This is a genomic window from Burkholderiales bacterium, assembly GCA_013695435.1.
Taxonomy (GTDB): domain Bacteria; phylum Pseudomonadota; class Gammaproteobacteria; order Burkholderiales; family JACMKV01; genus JACMKV01.
Genome location: JACDAM010000150.1, coordinates 1 through 17,116 on the forward strand (window position 1 = coordinate 1; position 17,116 = coordinate 17,116).

Below are 17,116 nucleotides of genomic sequence, written 5' to 3' on the forward strand. Positions count from 1 at the left end.
GTCGAGCAATCAGCCTACAATTTTGAGCACTCGAATGCCGACTTGCAGTTCAGGCATTTCGCCGATTACGAGTCCGAGGCCAATCGCCTGATCGCAGCGAACCTGCCATTGCCCGCCTATGAAATGGTGCTGAAAGCTGCGCATACCTTCAATCTTCTCGATGCGCGCGGCGCGATTTCAGTGACCGAACGCGCGGCTTACATAGGCCGCATTCGTAATTTGTCCAGACTGGTTGCGCAGGCTTATTACGAGTCGCGCGAGCGCCTCGGTTTTCCGCTGGCGCTGGAAATTGAAACGGCAACGACGAGCGCCGAGCAGTACGCATGACGACCGCAACGCTACTCGTCGAACTGTTGACTGAAGAACTGCCGCCGAAAGCGCTCAGGAAATTGGGCGCCGCTTTCGCGGAAGGTCTTGCGGCCGGATTGAGAGAGCGCGGGTTCCTGACCGATGATTCGACAATCACGCCTTATGCGACACCGCGCCGGCTGGCGGTCACGATCAGCGCAGTCCGCAAGCAATCCTTGCCAAAAGCGATCGAGCGCAAACTGATGCCGGTCAAGGTAGGACTCGATCCCGAAGGCAAGCCAACGCCAGCGCTGACGAAGAAGCTGGCGAGCTTTGGATTGGCGGAACTCGCTGTAGAACAGATGGAGCGCCGGCTCGACAGAAAAACGGAAACGCTGTTCTACCGGGACCTGGCAGCCGGCGCCCCGCTGCGCGCTTCGCTCGAAGGCGCGCTGCAGGACGCGATCGAAGAGTTGCCGATTCCCAAAGTGATGTCGTATCAGGACGCCGATGGCAATCCGACACAGTTCGTCCGTCCGGCGCACAAGCTGGTTGCTTTGCTGGGAAGCGAAGTCGAGCCAGTAACAGCGCTGGGCCTGATCGCTTACCGGACGACGCTCGGGCATCGCTTTTTGAGCACAGGCGACATTCCGATCAGGGATGCCGGTTGCTATGCCGAAACGCTGCGGACAGAAGGCCGCGTCATCTCCAGCTTCGACGAGCGCCGCGCCATGATCAAAGCCGCATTGACCACGGCGGCGAACGGCGAGCGCATTATTCAGTCGGACGCCTTACTCGACGAAGTCACGGCGCTGGTCGAGTGGCCGGCGATTTATCGCGGTGAATTCGACGCCACGTTTTTGCGCGTGCCGCAGGAGTGCCTGATCCTGTCGATGCAGCAGCATCAGAAATATTTTCCGCTGGCCGATGCGGACGGCACATTGCAGAACCGCTTTCTGATCGTCAGCAATTTGCCGACGGATGAACCCGGCGAAATCGTGCGCGGCAACGAGCGCGTGCTGCGCGCGCGCTTGTCGGACGCGAAGTTTTTTTTCGATCAGGACCGCAAAACGCGGCTCGACGCGCGCGTATCCAGACTGGCGAACGTTGTTTATAACCGCAAGCTGGGCAGCCAGCTCGATCGCGTCGAACGGCTGGAGAAGCTGGCGGTCCTGATCGCAGGCAGGATAAACGCGGATCCGCTGCTGGCTGGACGCTCGGCCCAGCTGAGCAAGGCTGATCTTTTAACCGACATGGTCGGCGAGTTCCCCGAACTGCAGGGCGTCATGGGGCGCTACTATGCGCTGGCCGACGGCGAACCGGCGCAAGTCGCCGACGCAATCGAATGTCACTACCGGCCGAAATTCTCCGGGGACGCGCTGCCGCCAGACCGCGTTTCGATCAGCGTCGCACTCGCCGACAAGCTGGAAGCGCTGGCCGGGTTGTTCGGCATCGGCCAACAGCCCGGCGGCGACAAGGATCCGTTCGCATTGCGCCGTCACGCGCTCGGTATCGTTCGCATTCTGGTCGAGGGCAAGCTCGAAGTTGCGCTCGACGAGATCGTCGCCGCCGCGTTCTCGGTGTTTCCGAATGGCATGTTGACCGATGCGCGCGTTGATCTCGAAAGCTTTATTTTCGAGCGCCTGCGCGGCTATCTGCGCGAGACCGGCTACAGCGCGAACGAAATCGAAGCCGTGCTGTGCATGCGGCCGATGCAGCTCGGCCGTGTTCCGCGGCAGCTTGCGGCGGTTCGCGCTTTCAGCGCGCTGCCGGAAGCGGAAAGTCTGGCCGTCGCCAACAAGCGCGTCGTCAACATCCTGAAGCAGGCGGACGCCAGGGGCGTTTCGTTCCTGAACGCGGAGGCGGGCATGCTGCAGGATGCAGCCGAGCTTGCCTTGTTCCACGCACTGCAGTCGGCTGCTCGCCAGGCCGCCCCGTTATTCAGGAGCGGCGACTTTACCGGGTATCTGAAAACGTTCGCCGTTCTCAAATCCCCGGTAGATGCATTCTTCGATTCGGTCATGGTGATGGTGGATGACCCGGCGCTGCGGCAAAATCGCCTCGGCCTGCTCGCCGACTTGCGGCGGGAAATGAACCAGGTCGCGGACATCTCCAAACTCGCGGCATGACAGACAAGCTCTGAATTCTCCGCACACTGTTTCCGCTCACGGATCTCCCATCCATGAAACTTGCCATCCTCGATCGCGACGGCGTCATCAATTACGACAGCGCGCGTTTCATCAAGAACCCCGAAGAGTGGAAGCCGATTCCCGGCAGCCTTGAAGCGATCGCGCGTTTGAACCAGGCGGGTTGGCGCGTCGTGGTCGCGACCAATCAGTCGGGAATCGGCCGCGGCTTGTTCGACATGGCGGCGCTGAACGCAATGAACAGCAAGATGCATCGCATGCTGGGCCAGGTTGGAGGGCGTATCGACGCCTTGTTCTATTGTCCGCACGCGGCGGAAGAGTGTTGCGCGTGCCGCAAGCCCGATCTGGGCTTGTACCAGGATATTTCGCGCCGCTTCAACGTCAGCCTCGTCGGCGTCCCTTGCATCGGCGATTCGCTGCGCGACCTGCAGGCGGCGGCGGCCGTGGAAGCGTTGCCGATTCTGGTCTTGACCGGCAAAGGGCAAAAGACCTTGCACGAAGAACCCAAACCCGCCAATACCCAGGTCTACGCGGATCTCGCGGAAGCCGTATCCGCGATCACCGCCCGTTGATGCATGCGCGGGGCGCCTGCCTTGCTCTGGTCGTCGTCCGATCGACAGTGTTTGCGCTGGTGCAGATCATCCTGACCCCGATTTTCGCGATCGCGGCGCTTTTGAGCTTTCCGTTCGACGCGCTCGCCCGCTATCGGATCATTACCTTGTGGTCGCGGCTGATCATCGCGGCGGCAAAATCCATTTGCGGCGTGCGCTACCGGGTCGAAGGCCTGCACCACCTTCCTGCTACGCCGGCGATTATTGTGTCCAAGCACCAATCGGCGTGGGAGACGCTCGCATTCCAGGTGATTTTTCCGCCGCAGGTCTGGGTGTTGAAAAAATATCTGTTGCGGATTCCGTTTTTTGGCTGGGGCCTGGCGATGATGAATCCGATCGCGATCGATCGCGGTTCGGGGTTGCGCGCGCTGCGGCAGATGCGCGAGCAGGGCAGTCAACGGTTGCGCGACGGTTTCTGGATTGTCATTTTTCCAGAAGGGACGCGGGTCGCGCCCGGGGACAAGGCCAGGTATCAGATTGGCGGCGCCTGGCTCGCTGTCGAAACCGGAACGCCGATTGTGCCGGTTGCGCTCAATTCCGGAGAGCTGTGGGGCCGGCGCGCGTTCCTCAAATATCCGGGCGAGATCACCGTGAAGATCGGCGCGCCGATCGTGCCGGCCGGTTTGAAGGCCGAGGCGCTGAATCGCGGAATCGAAGAATGGATAGACTCCGCAATGCGCACGATTTCGGGAACCGCCCGCGATGGCTAGCCGCTGCGAGTCGAAGAAGCGCGCAGCGTCAACGCGGCGAAAGCGAAATCTCTCAACTTTGAAGCGCAGCAGCGGGCGCTTTCTACCTCTCCGGAAGCGCGCTGCCCCTATGCTAAACTGCGCGTTTTTTCATCACCTGCCATGCGCACACTCGCCTTTTCCCTGCTTGTAATCCTGTTCGCGGCAGCTTGCGGTCACAAGGCGCCGCTGTATTTGCCTGATCCCTCCGCGTCAGGCACGTCGGCAGAGCAGCAGAGTAAACAGCAAAACGACAAGAACTGAACGCGGTGGAATATTTTCCTCGCCTCGGCGGCCGGCTTCATGCCGAATCGGTCGCGTTGTCGGAGATCGCGGAACAGTTCGGTACGCCATGCTATGTCTACTCGCGCGCCGCGTTGACGGACGCGTATCGCAGTTACGATGTGGCTTTCGACCGCCGGCATCTGATCTGCTACGCCGTAAAAGCAAATCCGAACCTCGCCATCCTGAATCTGCTCGCCCGCCTCGGCAGCGGATTCGACGTGGTGTCGGGAGGTGAGCTACAGCGCGTCATTGCGGCGGGCGGCGATCCTGGCAAGACCGTATTTTCCGGGGTAGGCAAAAGCGCCGACGAAATGCGCTTTGCGCTCGAAGCCGGCATTCTTTGTTTCAATGTCGAATCGAAAGGCGAGCTTCTTCGTCTCGATCGCATTGCCGGCGAAGCCGGCAGGACGGCCCGTGTCAGTATCCGCGTCAATCCGGACGTCGACGCCCGGACCCACCCGTATATCGCGACCGGCCTGAAGCAGAACAAATTTGGCGTCGCCTATGCTGACGCCTTGCCCCTGTATCGAATGGCGGCAGCCTCGCCCAACCTGCATGTGACCGGGATCGACTGTCATATCGGTTCGCAGCTGACCGAGATCGCACCGTTTGTCGCGGCATTCGAAAAAATCCTGGCGCTGCTGGACCGCCTGACTTCCGAGAAGATTCGAATCTCCCATCTCGATCTCGGTGGCGGCCTGGGCATCCGTTATCGCGACGAGCTGCCCCCGTCGATCGACGAGTACGCACGAGACGTGATTGCTACCCTCGGCGCGCGCGATCAAAGCATAGTGCTTGAACCCGGGCGCTCGCTGGTCGGCAACGCCGGCCTGCTGCTGACGCGCGTCGAGTACCTGAAGCATGGCGAGGATAAAAACTTTGCAGTCGTCGACGCCGCAATGAACGATCTGCTGCGGCCCGCGCTCTACGACGCCTGGCACGATATCGTACCCGTCGAGGAAACCGCCGCCAGCCGCCGCCGCTACGATGTTGTCGGGCCGGTTTGCGAGAGCGCCGACTTTTTTGCCCGCGAGCGCGAGCTCGAGCTGAACGAAGGAGAGCTGCTCGCCGTGTTATCGGCGGGCGCTTACGGGATGAGCATGAGCTCGAACTACAACACTCGCCCACGTGCAGCCGAGGTCATGATCGATGGCAGGAAGGTTCATCTGATTCGTGAACGCGAAACGTTCGATCAACTCATTGCCGGAGAAAAGCGGCTGCCATCGTGATTTTTGGGCCGAAATTTCGCGAACGAAGCATCGCCAATGTCGCCATTATTTCTCCGCCTCGAAAGAAAAATATCTTGCCGTGATTTAATGACAAAAAAATATTCCAAATCTGTTGTAATTTTTTTTCACAGGAATAGAATTGCCGCACCTTTGCGAAGATGATCTCGCATATCTGCGAGAACTGGCGCAGTTGCATGTGCCCGAAGCTACGTAAAGGTTACGGCTAGTGCTATTAGGCAGGCTGTATAGGTGACCACACTTTCAACTAGTGGATGAGGAGACAACGATGGCAACACCTGCAAAAAAACCTGCGGCGAAATCGAAAACTTCAGCCAAGCCCGCAGCGAAAAAAGCGCCGGCCAAAAAGCCGGCAGCCAAGAAGTCCAAGTAACCCAAGCAATCTGCCGCGGAGCATCGCTTCAGGCAGACGTCAAAAAGCCCGGAGGGCGGTTGCCAAGGCGCCGACTCTCCGGGCTTTCCAGAAGTCCACAGCAGTTTCATGTCCAACACAAGATTTGAGGCAAATCCGCGGCTAGCACGTGCGGTGTAAGGTCAGGCCCCCAGTTTGCGTTGCAGCAGATACGTGTTGTGAATCGGGTGTAGCGATCTGCTGATCTGCTGCTAAAGACCGGACGGTCGAACTGGTCCAACCGCGCCTATGGGCTGGCTGGACCGGGGATTCAGCCGGCGCGAGCCAAGCTTTCGATTTCCTCGGCTCGCGGGTCTTTGGTGAAGCGTTCGATGTGATGCAACAGGTCGGCTTCCTGGAACGGCTTGCCGAGAAAGACGTCGACGCCGAGTTGCATGGCGTGATTGCGGTGCTTGTCCGCCGTGCGCGAGGTGATCATGATGATCGGCACGCGCGCGGTGACCGGGTCGGCGCGAACATTCTTGGTCAGGTCGAAACCATCCATCCTCGGCATTTCGATATCGACCAGCATGACGTCGGGCGTCATGTCCTGTAGTTGCTTGAGCGCATCGACACCGTCTTTCGCCGTCACTACCTGATAGCCTTCGCGGGCAAGCAGCCGCCCGGTAATCTTGCGCACGGTCAGCGAATCATCGACGACCATAATGAGGGGCGCTACGGCCTTCGCTATTTCCGCATTGGCGGCCGATGCGGGAGGTCTGCCGGCGATGGCCAAGTGCATCATGTCGCGCTGCGCAAGCTGAACCGGGTTGATGATCAAAACCACCAAGCCAGTGCCGAGCACCGTCGCTCCTGCAATGCCAGTCACGCGCGCGAGTTGCGGCCCGATGTTCTTGACGACGATTTCCTGATTGCCGATCAAACCGTCGACATGGATCGCCACGCGCTGGATGCCGCTTTTCAGCAGAAGAATCGGGCTGTAGCGCATCGTCTCGGGCGAGTGATCCATATCGCCCAGCAGTCTGGGCAGATAGTAGAACGGATAACTGTTGCCGTGCCATTCGATCTTGTTGTCCTTGTAAGCCAGGGCCAGCGCGGGCGCCTTCAATTCCTGTACCTGCTCGATCATCGACGAAGGGATCGCGTAATGCCGCGTGCCGATTCGTATCAAAACCGTCTGGGTAACGGCCAGGGTCAGAGGCAGGTAGATCGAAAACGTGGTGCCCCGCCCGGACTGCGATGCAACTTCGACACGGCCGCCCAGTGTGGCGACTTCGTTGCGGGCGACTTCCATGCCTATGCCGCGCCCCGACGTCTGAGTTATTTCCTCGGCAGTCGAGAAGCCCGGCATGAAGATGAATTCCATCAACTGGGCTTCTGTGGCTTCGGTATCCCGCTGCAGCAAGCCCGCGGCTTCGGCTTTGTTCCGTATCCGCGCCAGATCAAGACCACGGCCGTCATCGCTCAAGACGATCAAAATTTCGTTTGCCTGCTGGCGAACGTCGAGCGTGATCTCGCCGATTTCGGTTTTTCCGGCTTCCGCTCGTGCGTCAGCGCCTTCGAGACCATGGGCGATCGCATTGCGCAGCATGTGTTCGAGCGGCGCGCCGATTTTTTCGAGCACGCTGCGGTCGAGTTCGACACTGCCGCCGCAAATTTCGAGGTTGGCTTTCTTGCCCAGCTCTTTTGCCGTCAGCCGCATGATGCGATACAGGCGTTCCGACATGCTCGAGAACGGAACCGTGCGTATTCTCATCAGCTCCTGCTGCAATTCGCGATTCATGCGCGCCTGCTGCAATAGCGCGGCATCGGCTTCATCGAGACTTTTCAGCAATGTCTGCTGCACGGTGGTGACGTCGTGCAGGCTTTCGGCCATAAGCCGGGTCAATTCCTGGAAGCGCGTGAAGCGGTCGAACTCGAGAGGGTCGAACGCGTCGTCTTCCTGATTTATCGTCGTCAGACGGGATTGCAACTGGGATTCGGCCTGGATTTCGACTTCGCGCAACTGGCCGCGAAGACGCAATACGCTATCGGTCAATTCGTTCAGGCCGTTTTTGAAAGAACGAACTTCGCCATCGATGCGTGAACGCGCGATACTGACTTCGCCGGCGTCGTTGACGAGGCGATCCACGATATCGGCGCGAATGCGCAGCAGCGCCTTGGCCGAAACCAGATCAACTTCGCCGGATAGGGGAACGATCGGGATGACCTGGGCTTTGGCGGCCGTACCCGCGGTCGCGGACGGCGCATGCGCTGCGCGAGCACCCGGCGTCACTTCTTCGACGACGAGGAAATCGCCGCGCTGCAGGCGCTCGATCGCATCGTTGACGCGATCGAACTCGGACTCGAGGTCGTCGAATAACGAAGGCGTGGTGGCGCTCGTTTCAAGCGCGTGGTCTACCTGCGACTCCATATTGTGCGTGAGCTCGCCAAGCCGCATCGCTCCGGCCATGCGCGCGCCGCCCTTCAGGGTATGCAGGGCGCGCCGCAGGGCTAGAGGGGCTTGCGTATTCGTCGGTTCCCTCTTCCAGACACGCAGATCGTCGCCGATTTGCGGGACCAGTTCGGCCGCTTCCTCAAGAAAGATCGGCAGCAATTGCACGTCGATATCGTCGCGCACTACACGCCGCTCGACTATAGCCGGCGCGCGTTCGGCAGGCCCCTGTGTCGGTAGCGGCGCTTTATCCATCAAGACCTCGTGCGCGCTTTGCGCAGCCTTCGGCTCGTGCGCCGGCTTCTCCATCACTGGCGTTTCTTTCGTTTCGCGGACTGCGGCTTGCGCGGCGTCTTCAGGCAGCGCCTGTTCGGCCACCGGCCAGTCTGGCTCGGATCCGTAAGCCGCCATACCGCTTTCCGCTGCGGTCGCATATGCGCCCATCGATGTATCCGCCGGCGCGATGTCGTGCGGGTACGGTTCCGTGGCTAATAAGGTTTCGGAAACTTCTTGCGCTGCTTCTGCTGACGGTGTGACAAGGTCCAGCGTGGGTAGATCAAGGGTCGCTTCCTCAATCATTTGATCGCTTGCAGGGATGTCGATCGCCATCGGATCGATTCCGGACAAGTCGGCCGAAACGAATTCGGGCGAAGCCACTTCTGCCGACGGCGTCTCGAACGAAACCGGACCGTCCGTCGCGCTGTCAGCCGACAAGAACTGAGGCAAGACGAGATCCGACAGTGCGAGGTCAAGCGAATTTCGCCCGGCATCCGCTGTTTGCGCTTCCGTTTCCAGGGCGATCTCGTCTCTCGGTGTCTGCGCCGCCAACGCTCTTTCGACCGGCCGATGCTGTTCGCGAGCTGTGGCAAGCTGGTTGCGCAATCCCTCGATTTCCGAACCGGCACCCTGGGGGGCGCGTCTTTCCCTCAGGTCCTGCATCATCGCCTGCAAAGCGACTACCCCATTATCGATGACGGAGATCTGGGCTGGATTCTGCACAACCGGCTGCTCGATCAATTCCTGCAAATACAATTCCAGCGCGAACGCGAGTTCCACGACGGCGCCGACACCCGCGGTGCGGGAGCTGCCGGCCAGGGTATGCGTCGCGCGCATGAAGTCGTGTCCAATCGGCTGTTGTGGAAGCTCGTGAAGCTGCGCGGCTTCACGTTCCAGTGTAGCGAGATGCTGTTCTGCTTCCTTCATGAAAATTTCATACAACTCGGCCGACATCACGACTTCGCCGATCTGAATTTCAACCGCGAGTGGTTCCGACTCGTGCTCTGATACCGATGCTTCGACTTGCTGGTCCGCAGTCTCAGGCGTGGCTAGCGGATGCGCCGCGATCGAACCTGTTTCTCCAGCCATAGCGGATGGAGCTCGAGCATCTTCAGCTTCAGCGGCGGGCCCCGCGTGCAGCTTTTTTGCAGTGTAATCTTCCAGATCCGGCGCCGCGGAAACGGGGGTCGTGGCAGCCGTAACCGCAACAGCGGGAGCAATAGCCGCAACAGCAGCGAACGTCATGGCGGGCGAGTCGATCGGAGTCGCGATTGCCACTGCCGCGGGCTCGGCGCCGTCGCGCAGTTGTGCGGCAAGGTCGTGTATTGGCTGTGCTTCGATTTCGACACTGCCTTCGTTCTTCAGCTTGGTCACCCAGACTGCGAACGAGTCGTGGGCGAGGCTGATCAGTTCGAAGAGCGCGGCGTTCGGCAGCTTGTCCTGCTGCAGCCACTCGTTCATGACCTGCTCTACACTCCAACCGACTTCACCCAATTGCATCAGGCCGACCATGCGGCCGCTGCCTTTCAAGGTGTGGAAGCTGCGGCGTATCGTCGTTATCGCATCGCGCTGGTTCGGCTGCGCGCGGCAGACCGCAAGATTCTCCTCGATGGTAGCAAGAACCTCGGCGGCTTCTTCGAGATAAATTTCGAGCAACTCGGCATCCACCGCATCGCTGTTCGCAACCAGCATCCGCGTCGCTTGTTCAGAAGGTGCTATGGCCGCGACTTTTGGCGCAGTAATCTGGGAAATAGCCTCCGCAAGTCCCGGCTGGGTGTTTTCAGCAGTGTTCAGCAGATCGAGCGCAGCCGCGGTTCGTTCGTGCAGACCCTTGTCGGCGACCAGATCCGCATCCTGGCGCATCGACTCAAGGCTGTTCTGCAACTCCTCACGCACGACGACGTCCTCGGGCTGCTGCTGCCAGGCTTCGAATAACGCCTGGGTTTGCTGTTTCGAGTTTGCCAGATCGGATTCGACGCTGGCGCCCTGCGGCTCGCTTCCGTCATCGACGCCGGGCAACCCGATCGTTTGCGCAAGCTCGTCATCGGGTCCGCTCAAGGTTTTTCCGGTCAGACGGGAGAAAACCGGCGCGATGATCTTCAAAGCTTCGGGCTGGGACTGATTGTGTTCGATGGCTTCGATATAGAAACCGAGGCTGCTGAGGCCGTCGGCCAGAAGCTCCAATTCGGCCTGCGCGACCTCATAAGCGGGATCGGCGCCCTTATCGATCAAAGACTGGCAGGCGTTTAACAGTTCGGTCGCTTCCTCCAGCCGCAGGATCGCAAGCGCGCCGGCCACCTGTCGCATAAACGGCCGCAACGCGGGCAGGGCGTCGCGTTTCGACGGATCGCGGAAGAAGGTATCGAGCACTTGCTCGATGTGCCGCAAGTTGCTCTGAATCTCGCGAACGACCTGAGCGACCAGAAGTTTCTCCTGCGCTTTCCGGCTGATTTCGTCGAGCACAGGTTGCGACAGCAAGTCATCATCGCGCGCTTTGCCGCCGACAGCCGAGCGCAGGCGGCCGACCATCACGCCGACTTGCTGGGCGATGTCGGCCTTCGGGTTGGTAATGTTGTCGAGTGCGTTCTCGGCGACGAGCAGGGCGGTTGCGATTTCGAGTCCGACCTCGTCCCGCCGCGTATCGTTGACCGATTCCATGTCAGCCGCGATCGGCTGCATGACATCGAGCAGGTTCAGCAGCGGCGCGCTGTTGAGGCTCGAAGATTTTTGCCTGAGCGTGGCCAGCGCCTCGGCGAATTGCGGCAAAGCCGCGCGGTTGCCCGAAGTGAATTTCGTCCAGGCATCTTTGGCGCTGGTCAGGATGTCGCGCAGTTCGCGCAAAATCGGGCGCATCTTGATCAGATCGATTTCGACCAGGTAATTCACGCCGGCTGACGGCAACTGCCGGTCAAGCTGGAAAAGCCGCTTGATGTCTTCTGTGCGTCCGCTCGTCGGTTTGCTGCGCGCGATCGCATAAAGCACATCGCGCAACAAGCGCTCGGCGACTTTCGGTGAGCCGGAACCGAGTCGACGCAACTGCAAATCGATGCGGGCGCACAACCGTTTCAGTTCGAAATCAGGCTCGAGGCCATGGTGAACCAATGCATCGATAAGGCCGACAGCGCTCCACCAAAACGAACGCTGTGCGGGCAGGGGCTGCGTGCCTTCTATCGCTCGCAGCGCATTGAGCATCGACTGCTTGGCTTCGACGTCTTCCGAATCGCGCAGCCAGCGCAACAAGCCGCGCTGAAAAGCGCGACGCTGGGTTTTAACGAACTGCGCGAGATCGACACCCTGGTCTAGCAGACCGGCGCTGCTCAATTTCGGCGGTTGCGCGCCGAGATCGGGAAAAAACAAATCGGTTTCCGCAGCCGATTCGCTGCCGCGGGCCAGGAACAGCTCCTGGTAAAGTGGAAACAGGCGCAAAGGCACGTTCGGTTCGCCGCCGACCAGTTCTTCGAGGTAACGGGTCAAAGCGGCAATGGCGCGGTTGAACAGCGTGAGGTTGGCGGGAGTCGCTTCGATCTCGTGTTTTTCCAGTGCCGCCAGAGTGTTTTCAAACTCTTCCGAAAAACGCGCGAGCCCGTCGAGGCCGACCATCTGCAAGGCGCCGGTCGCCTGGTGCAAATGTGTCAGACTGAATTTCAAGGCGGCGCCGTCGGATGGATTTTCCGCGAACATGGCGAGACTGGTTCGCGCGCGTTCCAGCGCCTGATCGATTTCACTTTTGACCCAGGTCAGGGGCCCGACATCGAATTCTTTTACAGCACTCATGGTTTCTTCAGCTCTCGGCGAGCTTGTATTAAGGCGGGCCACGCTCAACCCAACTTGAAGCCCGATACCGAGCCTTTCAGTTCGGTCGCGAGATCCGCGAGTTGTCCAATCGAAACCGCTGTCTGCTGCGTGCCTTGCGTGGTCTGATCGGTAATTCGCAAAATCTCCTGCATGTTCTTCGCGACCTTATCCGTCGATTCCGCTTGCGCCTGCGTGGCTGTCGAAATACTGGTCGCAAGCTGCGCCAGGTTTTTGGAAACTTCGCCGATTTCCTGCAATGTTTGCCCCGCCGCATCGGACAGCTTGGCGCCCTCGACCACACCATGAGTACTTTTTTCCATGGCGGCGACGGCGTCTTGCGTATCGGTCTGAATGGTTTTCACGATCGCCCCGATTTGCTTGGTCGCCTCACCCGAACGTTCCGCAAGCCGCTGCACCTCTTCCGCAACGACCGTGAAACCGCGCCCCGCTTCACCGGCGGATGCCGCCTGAATAGCCGCGTTCAACGCCAGCACGTTGGTCTGTTCGGTAATGTCGGAAATCAGTTCGACGATCTCGCCGATCTCCTGGGACGATTCGCCGAGACGCTTGATCCGCTTCGCTGTTTCCTGAATCTGTTCGCGAATCTCGTTCATGCCGGAAATGGTGTTTTGCACCGCAATCGTGCCTTTTTCCGCGGCATTCAGCGAACGTTTGGCAACATTGGCGGATTCCGCCGCGCTTGCCGACACCTCTGTGATCGACTGCGCCATCTGCAACACCGACGACGTCGTTTCCTTGATTTCGACCGATTGTTTTGCCGTCGCATCGATCAATTGCCTGGAAATCGTTTGCGCTTTACTGGAAGCAGACGCCACCTGGCCGGTCGCTTTGTTAATGCCGTTCACCAGAGTGCGCAGCTCTTCAATCGTGAGGTTGATCGAGTCCGCGATCGCGCCTGTAATATCTTCGGTTACCAGCGCCTGCACGGTCAGATCGCCGTCAGCCAGGTCGCCCAACTCGTTCAGCAGCCGCAAAATCGCTTCCTGATTCCGTTGGTTTTCGCGCCCGCTGTCCAGAGAACGGCGTCGAGCGTCGTGGAGGATGACTTTACCGATCAGCAGCATGGTTGCGAAGGCGAGCACGCCGAAGACGATGGTTGCGACTGTCGTTGCGATTTCCGAGAATTCCTTTTCGTAGACTTGGGTCAGGTCCTGAGTGTCCTGCATCAGTTGTTCGCTGCCGACGTAGATGTTCTGCCCGGCCTGCTTGGTCGAAATCAGTTTCTGCATGTTCTGCAGTATCGAATTGACGCTTCCTTCGAATTCCTTGAACAGCGCCTGCAGGGCGCCGAGGCGATCACGCGCTTCCGGGGCGCTGACCGGGCTCAGCCTGAGTTCTTCGCTGCCGTTCAGCAGCCCCTGCAAGTTGGCGCGAAATACGTTGGTGTCTTTGGCCAACAGGAAGGCGACTTCAGGATCGATCGTTTCGCCCGAGAGCAGCGCATTGGCGTTTTTGGCCAGCTTCTGGGTCAGCATGGTCAACTGGTTGGCAGTCGCTATAGCACGCGGCGCGCCGCCGTTTTGAGCGATCAGGCTTGCCACCTCGTCGGCGAGTTCGAGCAACTGCGTGTTGCTCGCGTTGATTGCCGCGACACTTTTGCCGAGGTTGAGCAGGCTGTTTTTCTCGGCAAGGATCAGGCTCGCCTGATCTTCAATCGGCTGCCACTGCTGGCTGATCGTCCGCAACTCGGCCTGCGCCTCGCCCGACGATGCGGGGACGTCGCGGCCGGCGCGAGATCCGCCTTGCGACAGCGTGGCCAGATCTCTTGCGAACGTGTCGCGGCTGTCCTGCAACTGGTCGAAACCGGATACGTTGCCGACTACCGCCTGCTGCGCGCCCTTGGCAAGGCGCTGCGAAAGCATCTGCATTTCGCGCGCAGTGGATATATAGATGCCGGAATGCGTTGTCTGCCGACTGTTGATGAAAATCATCAAGGCGCCGAGCGCGAGGAATAGCAGCAGCAGCGTGCCAAGCACCTTCAATTGTTTGGCGTGAGGCAAGGCGCCGATCAGCGGTAGCTGACTCGGCGTGGATGATTTATCCTTCTGTATGTCATCCGTCATAGAGATGGTCTGCATCGGATCGTAATTGGGATCCTGCGTATCCGCTGTCCGGCGAAGCCGGCCCTTGCCGCCCTTTGAGCCAAAAAGCGGAAACCTGAAACTCGACAAAATGGACGCCATTTGCTTCTCCTGTAAAACTAAATTCCGACTTGTAAAAAATCCGGATGCTGTATGAGTTCGCGCATTGCCAACTCTGTCCAAAGCGCGCCATCGTCATCGAGATATTGCGCTTTGATCCAGGGGCGATCGATTGACGTTTGTTCTTTACGCGTGAGTTGCTCGGGCTTGCGCAGACCGAGCATGCGGCTGACCAGAATCCCGCAATTGACGCCAAACTTCTGGCCGACCAGAAGAACCCGGCTGTCGACAGTCGGATGGGTTGGTGTCTCGCCGATAAAGGCCGCCAGATCGACGATACTGTACAAATTGCCGCGCACGTTGGCGACGCCGCAATACCAACTGCGGGTCAACGGCACGGAAACGAAATTAGGCAGCGGCAATACTTCGCCGGCATCGCTGAGTTCGACCAGCCAGTTATCGCGGCCGATTTGCAGGCCGAGCATCGAAACCGGAGCGGCAGGCGCATCGGCAACCGCCCGCAAGCGCGCGACCAGGCCATGCTGGTATTCGCGCAGACTGACTCGCTTAGCCATTAGCCGAGCGCTGAAATCTTGGCCAGCAGCTTGGCTTTATCGACGGGCTTGACGATATAGTCTCTAGCGCCTTGGCGCATGCCCCAGATCTTGTCCGTTTCCTGGCCTTTCGACGTGCACATGATGACTGGAATATGCTTGGTCTCATCATCCCGCGACAGCGCGCGAGTGGCTTGAAAACCGCTTTGTCCCGGCAGCACGACGTCCATTAGGATCAGGTCAGGTTTGACTTCCTTGGTCTTGGTCAGGGCTTCTTCGGCATTTTCGGCGGTCGAAACCTGGTAGCCGTTTTTGGTCAGCAGGTCGACCAGAAAATGACGCTCGGTCGGGGAATCATCGACGACCAGAACTTTGCTGATGGGCATAGCAACCTCTAATGCGTTAAGCGACTTTTTTCTGCATGTGGAATCCCACGGTCTTCAGCAGGCTATCTTTGGTAAAAGGCTTGGTCAGGTATTCGTCGGAGCCGACCATGCGACCGCGTGCGCGGTCGAATAAGCCATCCTTGCTCGACAGCATGATGACCGGCGTGGCTTTGAATTTAGGATTTTTCTTGATCAGCGCGCACGCCTGATAACCATCGAGACGCGGCATCATGATATCGACGAAAATCACGTCGGGCTGATGGTCGGTGATTTTGGCCAGCGCATCGAAGCCGTCCTCGGCCAGGATCACCTGGCACCCGACTTGCAGCAGAAAAATTTCGGCGCTGCGGCGGATGGTGTTGCTGTCATCTATCACCATCACTTTCAGTCCCTTCAAATCGAATCCGTTCACGCCGTCTCCCACTTTCCCGCTTGCCTTTGGTAGAAATTTACTTTTAGACGCGCCAGCTTACGCTATTCTGCTTGCACACAACATAACATAGCATTGCAGAATTCAAATTGCTACCAGCATTTGCTTGTGGGCGTCGAACTTATTAATGCAAAAAACTGCCGTTTTTGCCGATGATCGTCAGATCGACGTATTTGGTGGCGTCGTGCTTGCCCGGCGAGAAGCTGACATGGAATCCGCCGAGATCGAGGTCATTGGTTTTTTCCAGCGCGGCGATGAATTTCTCGCGCGTCAGGTCCCGCCCGGTGCGCCGCAAGCCTTCGACAAACACCCGGGCTGCGATGAAGCCTTCGAGACTGCCGAATGAGTAAGTGCTTTTCGGCGCGAACTGCGTCATGGTTTTCTGGTATTCCTTGACGACCGCGATGCTCGGGCTCCAGGGGAAAGGCACGACCTGGGAAATCGCCACACCCGAACCAGCAGGGCCGAGATCGGCGGCGAGCGCATTGCTGCCGACGAACGAAACATTGAAGAATTGCGCCGTGCTGCCGGTTTTTTTTGCCTGGCGTATGTACTCGCCGCACGATTTGTAGGCGCTGATCATAATCACGGCGTCGGGCTTCACGGAGCTGATCGCCTGTACCGCCTTGCCGACGTTGATCGTGTTGCGTTCGACAGTGCCGAGCGCGCTGATCGGTAAATCGCGCTTTTTCATTGCCTTCTCGACACCGGCCAGACCTGCTTTGCCATAGGCGTCGTCCTGGTAGAACACGGCGATATTCTTGATGCCGGTCGAAACCAATTGTTCGACGATTTTTTCCGTTTCGTCGTAGTAGCTCGCGCGGACGTTGAATACATAGCGGTTCAGCGGTTCGCGCAGCGAGGCGGCGCCGGTGTAGGCGCCAAAAAACGGTACTTTGGCTTCCGTGAAGATCGGCAGTGCGGCGTTGCTGGTCGGCGTTCCGACGTAGCCGAACAGCGCGAAAACCTGCTGGTCGTTGATCAGCTTTTTGGTGTTTTCCGCGGCCCGCGCCGGTTCGTAGCCGTCGTCGAGTGAAACCAGTTCGATTTTCCGGCCGAGTACTCCGCCGTCGCTGTTGACGAGATCGAAATAAGCCTGCGCGCCTTTTTTCATTTCGTTGCCAAGCTCGGCAGCCGGGCCGCTGAATGCAGCCGATTGGCCAATGATAATGGTTTGATCGGTGACGCCAACGTCCGCAGCGGCTTGCAGCGAGACGCCAAGCAATCCTGCAAACAGCGATCCCGTAAACAGCGAGATGGCCAAGCCTTTATTCTCCACATTGCCTCCGTTGAAATATTGCAGTGGCGCTACGAATCTGCTGCCTGGGTTGTTCGGCGCCGACGTTGACGCGTCCGGCGCGGCAAGCACCGGAAAGCAATGGACATGCCATTCACTGAAAAACCGGTGCCGGGAGCGCGGA

At 59.1% G+C, this 17,116-nt stretch carries 12 protein-coding genes; 5 read left to right on the plus strand and 7 right to left on the minus strand.

Annotated elements, in window-relative coordinates; genetic code table 11:
• From H0V78_07880 to lysA, 5 genes are all read left to right on the plus strand, one after another.
• The coding region (locus H0V78_07880) for a glycine--tRNA ligase subunit alpha (GenBank protein ID MBA2351696.1) at nucleotides 1–327 on the plus strand (327 nt) is incomplete at its 5' end.
• A complete protein-coding gene (locus H0V78_07885) occupies nucleotides 324–2,417 on the plus strand; it encodes a glycine--tRNA ligase subunit beta (GenBank protein ID MBA2351697.1) in 2,094 nt (697 codons plus the stop codon). The genes H0V78_07880 and H0V78_07885, both read left to right, overlap by 4 nt.
• 53 nt (nucleotides 2,418–2,470) lie before the next feature.
• Entirely contained in the window at nucleotides 2,471–3,007 is a 537-nt protein-coding gene (gene gmhB, locus H0V78_07890) for a D-glycero-beta-D-manno-heptose 1,7-bisphosphate 7-phosphatase (protein MBA2351698.1), read from the plus strand.
• Between the two features lie 26 nt (nucleotides 3,008–3,033).
• The gene (locus H0V78_07895; GenBank protein MBA2351699.1) at nucleotides 3,034–3,756 is read left to right on the plus strand and encodes a 1-acyl-sn-glycerol-3-phosphate acyltransferase; all 723 of its coding nucleotides are present in this window, start codon (nucleotides 3,034–3,036) and stop codon (nucleotides 3,754–3,756) included.
• 287 nt (nucleotides 3,757–4,043) lie between these two features.
• A complete protein-coding gene (gene lysA / locus H0V78_07900) occupies nucleotides 4,044–5,288 on the plus strand; it encodes a diaminopimelate decarboxylase (GenBank protein ID MBA2351700.1) in 1,245 nt (414 codons plus the stop codon).
• Between the two features lie 261 nt (nucleotides 5,289–5,549).
• On the opposite strand, the gene H0V78_07905 is transcribed toward lysA, so the two are convergent.
• The 7 genes from H0V78_07905 to H0V78_07935 form a co-directional block, all read right to left on the minus strand.
• Nucleotides 5,550–5,789, minus strand: coding sequence for a hypothetical protein (locus tag H0V78_07905; GenBank protein ID MBA2351701.1), 240 nt, complete (start codon nucleotides 5,787–5,789; stop codon nucleotides 5,550–5,552).
• A 179-nt stretch (nucleotides 5,790–5,968) separates the two neighbouring features.
• Nucleotides 5,969–12,142, minus strand: a complete 6,174-nt coding sequence (locus H0V78_07910; GenBank protein MBA2351702.1) for an Hpt domain-containing protein — start codon at nucleotides 12,140–12,142, stop codon at nucleotides 5,969–5,971.
• A 44-nt stretch (nucleotides 12,143–12,186) separates the two neighbouring features.
• The gene (locus H0V78_07915) at nucleotides 12,187–14,367 is read right to left on the minus strand and encodes a type IV pili methyl-accepting chemotaxis transducer N-terminal domain-containing protein (protein MBA2351703.1); all 2,181 of its coding nucleotides are present in this window, start codon (nucleotides 14,365–14,367) and stop codon (nucleotides 12,187–12,189) included.
• A gap of 17 nt (nucleotides 14,368–14,384) precedes the next feature.
• Nucleotides 14,385–14,900, minus strand: a complete 516-nt coding sequence (locus H0V78_07920) for a chemotaxis protein CheW (protein ID MBA2351704.1) — start codon at nucleotides 14,898–14,900, stop codon at nucleotides 14,385–14,387.
• Nucleotides 14,900–15,265 carry a response regulator gene (locus H0V78_07925; protein ID MBA2351705.1) on the minus strand — a complete coding sequence of 122 codons (366 nt, stop codon included), beginning with the start codon at nucleotides 15,263–15,265 and terminating at the stop codon, nucleotides 14,900–14,902. Before H0V78_07925 ends, H0V78_07920 begins: the two co-directional genes overlap by 1 nt.
• A 16-nt stretch (nucleotides 15,266–15,281) precedes the next feature.
• Entirely contained in the window at nucleotides 15,282–15,644 is a 363-nt protein-coding gene (locus H0V78_07930) for a response regulator (GenBank protein MBA2351706.1), read from the minus strand.
• Nucleotides 15,645–15,819: 175 nt separating this feature from the next.
• On the minus strand, nucleotides 15,820–16,953 hold the full coding sequence (locus H0V78_07935; protein MBA2351707.1) for an ABC transporter substrate-binding protein: 1,134 nt from the start codon (nucleotides 16,951–16,953) through the stop codon (nucleotides 15,820–15,822).
• Nucleotides 16,954–17,116 lie beyond the last annotated feature (163 nt).

Bases quoted from the DNA above. Each gene is read 5' to 3' on its own strand.
- gmhB (MBA2351698.1), top strand. From the start codon at position 2,471: ATGAAACTTGCCATCCTCGATCGCGACGGCGTCATCAATTACGACAGC.
- H0V78_07905 (MBA2351701.1), bottom strand. From the start codon at position 5,789: ATGAAACTGCTGTGGACTTCTGGAAAGCCCGGAGAGTCGGCGCCTTGG.
- H0V78_07885 (MBA2351697.1), top strand. From the start codon at position 324: ATGACGACCGCAACGCTACTCGTCGAACTGTTGACTGAAGAACTGCCG.
- H0V78_07910 (MBA2351702.1), bottom strand. From the start codon at position 12,142: ATGAGTGCTGTAAAAGAATTCGATGTCGGGCCCCTGACCTGGGTCAAA.
- H0V78_07920 (MBA2351704.1), bottom strand. From the start codon at position 14,900: ATGGCTAAGCGAGTCAGTCTGCGCGAATACCAGCATGGCCTGGTCGCG.
- H0V78_07930 (MBA2351706.1), bottom strand. From the start codon at position 15,644: ATGGTGATAGATGACAGCAACACCATCCGCCGCAGCGCCGAAATTTTT.
- H0V78_07925 (MBA2351705.1), bottom strand. From the start codon at position 15,265: ATGCCCATCAGCAAAGTTCTGGTCGTCGATGATTCCCCGACCGAGCGT.
- H0V78_07915 (MBA2351703.1), bottom strand. From the start codon at position 14,367: ATGGCGTCCATTTTGTCGAGTTTCAGGTTTCCGCTTTTTGGCTCAAAG.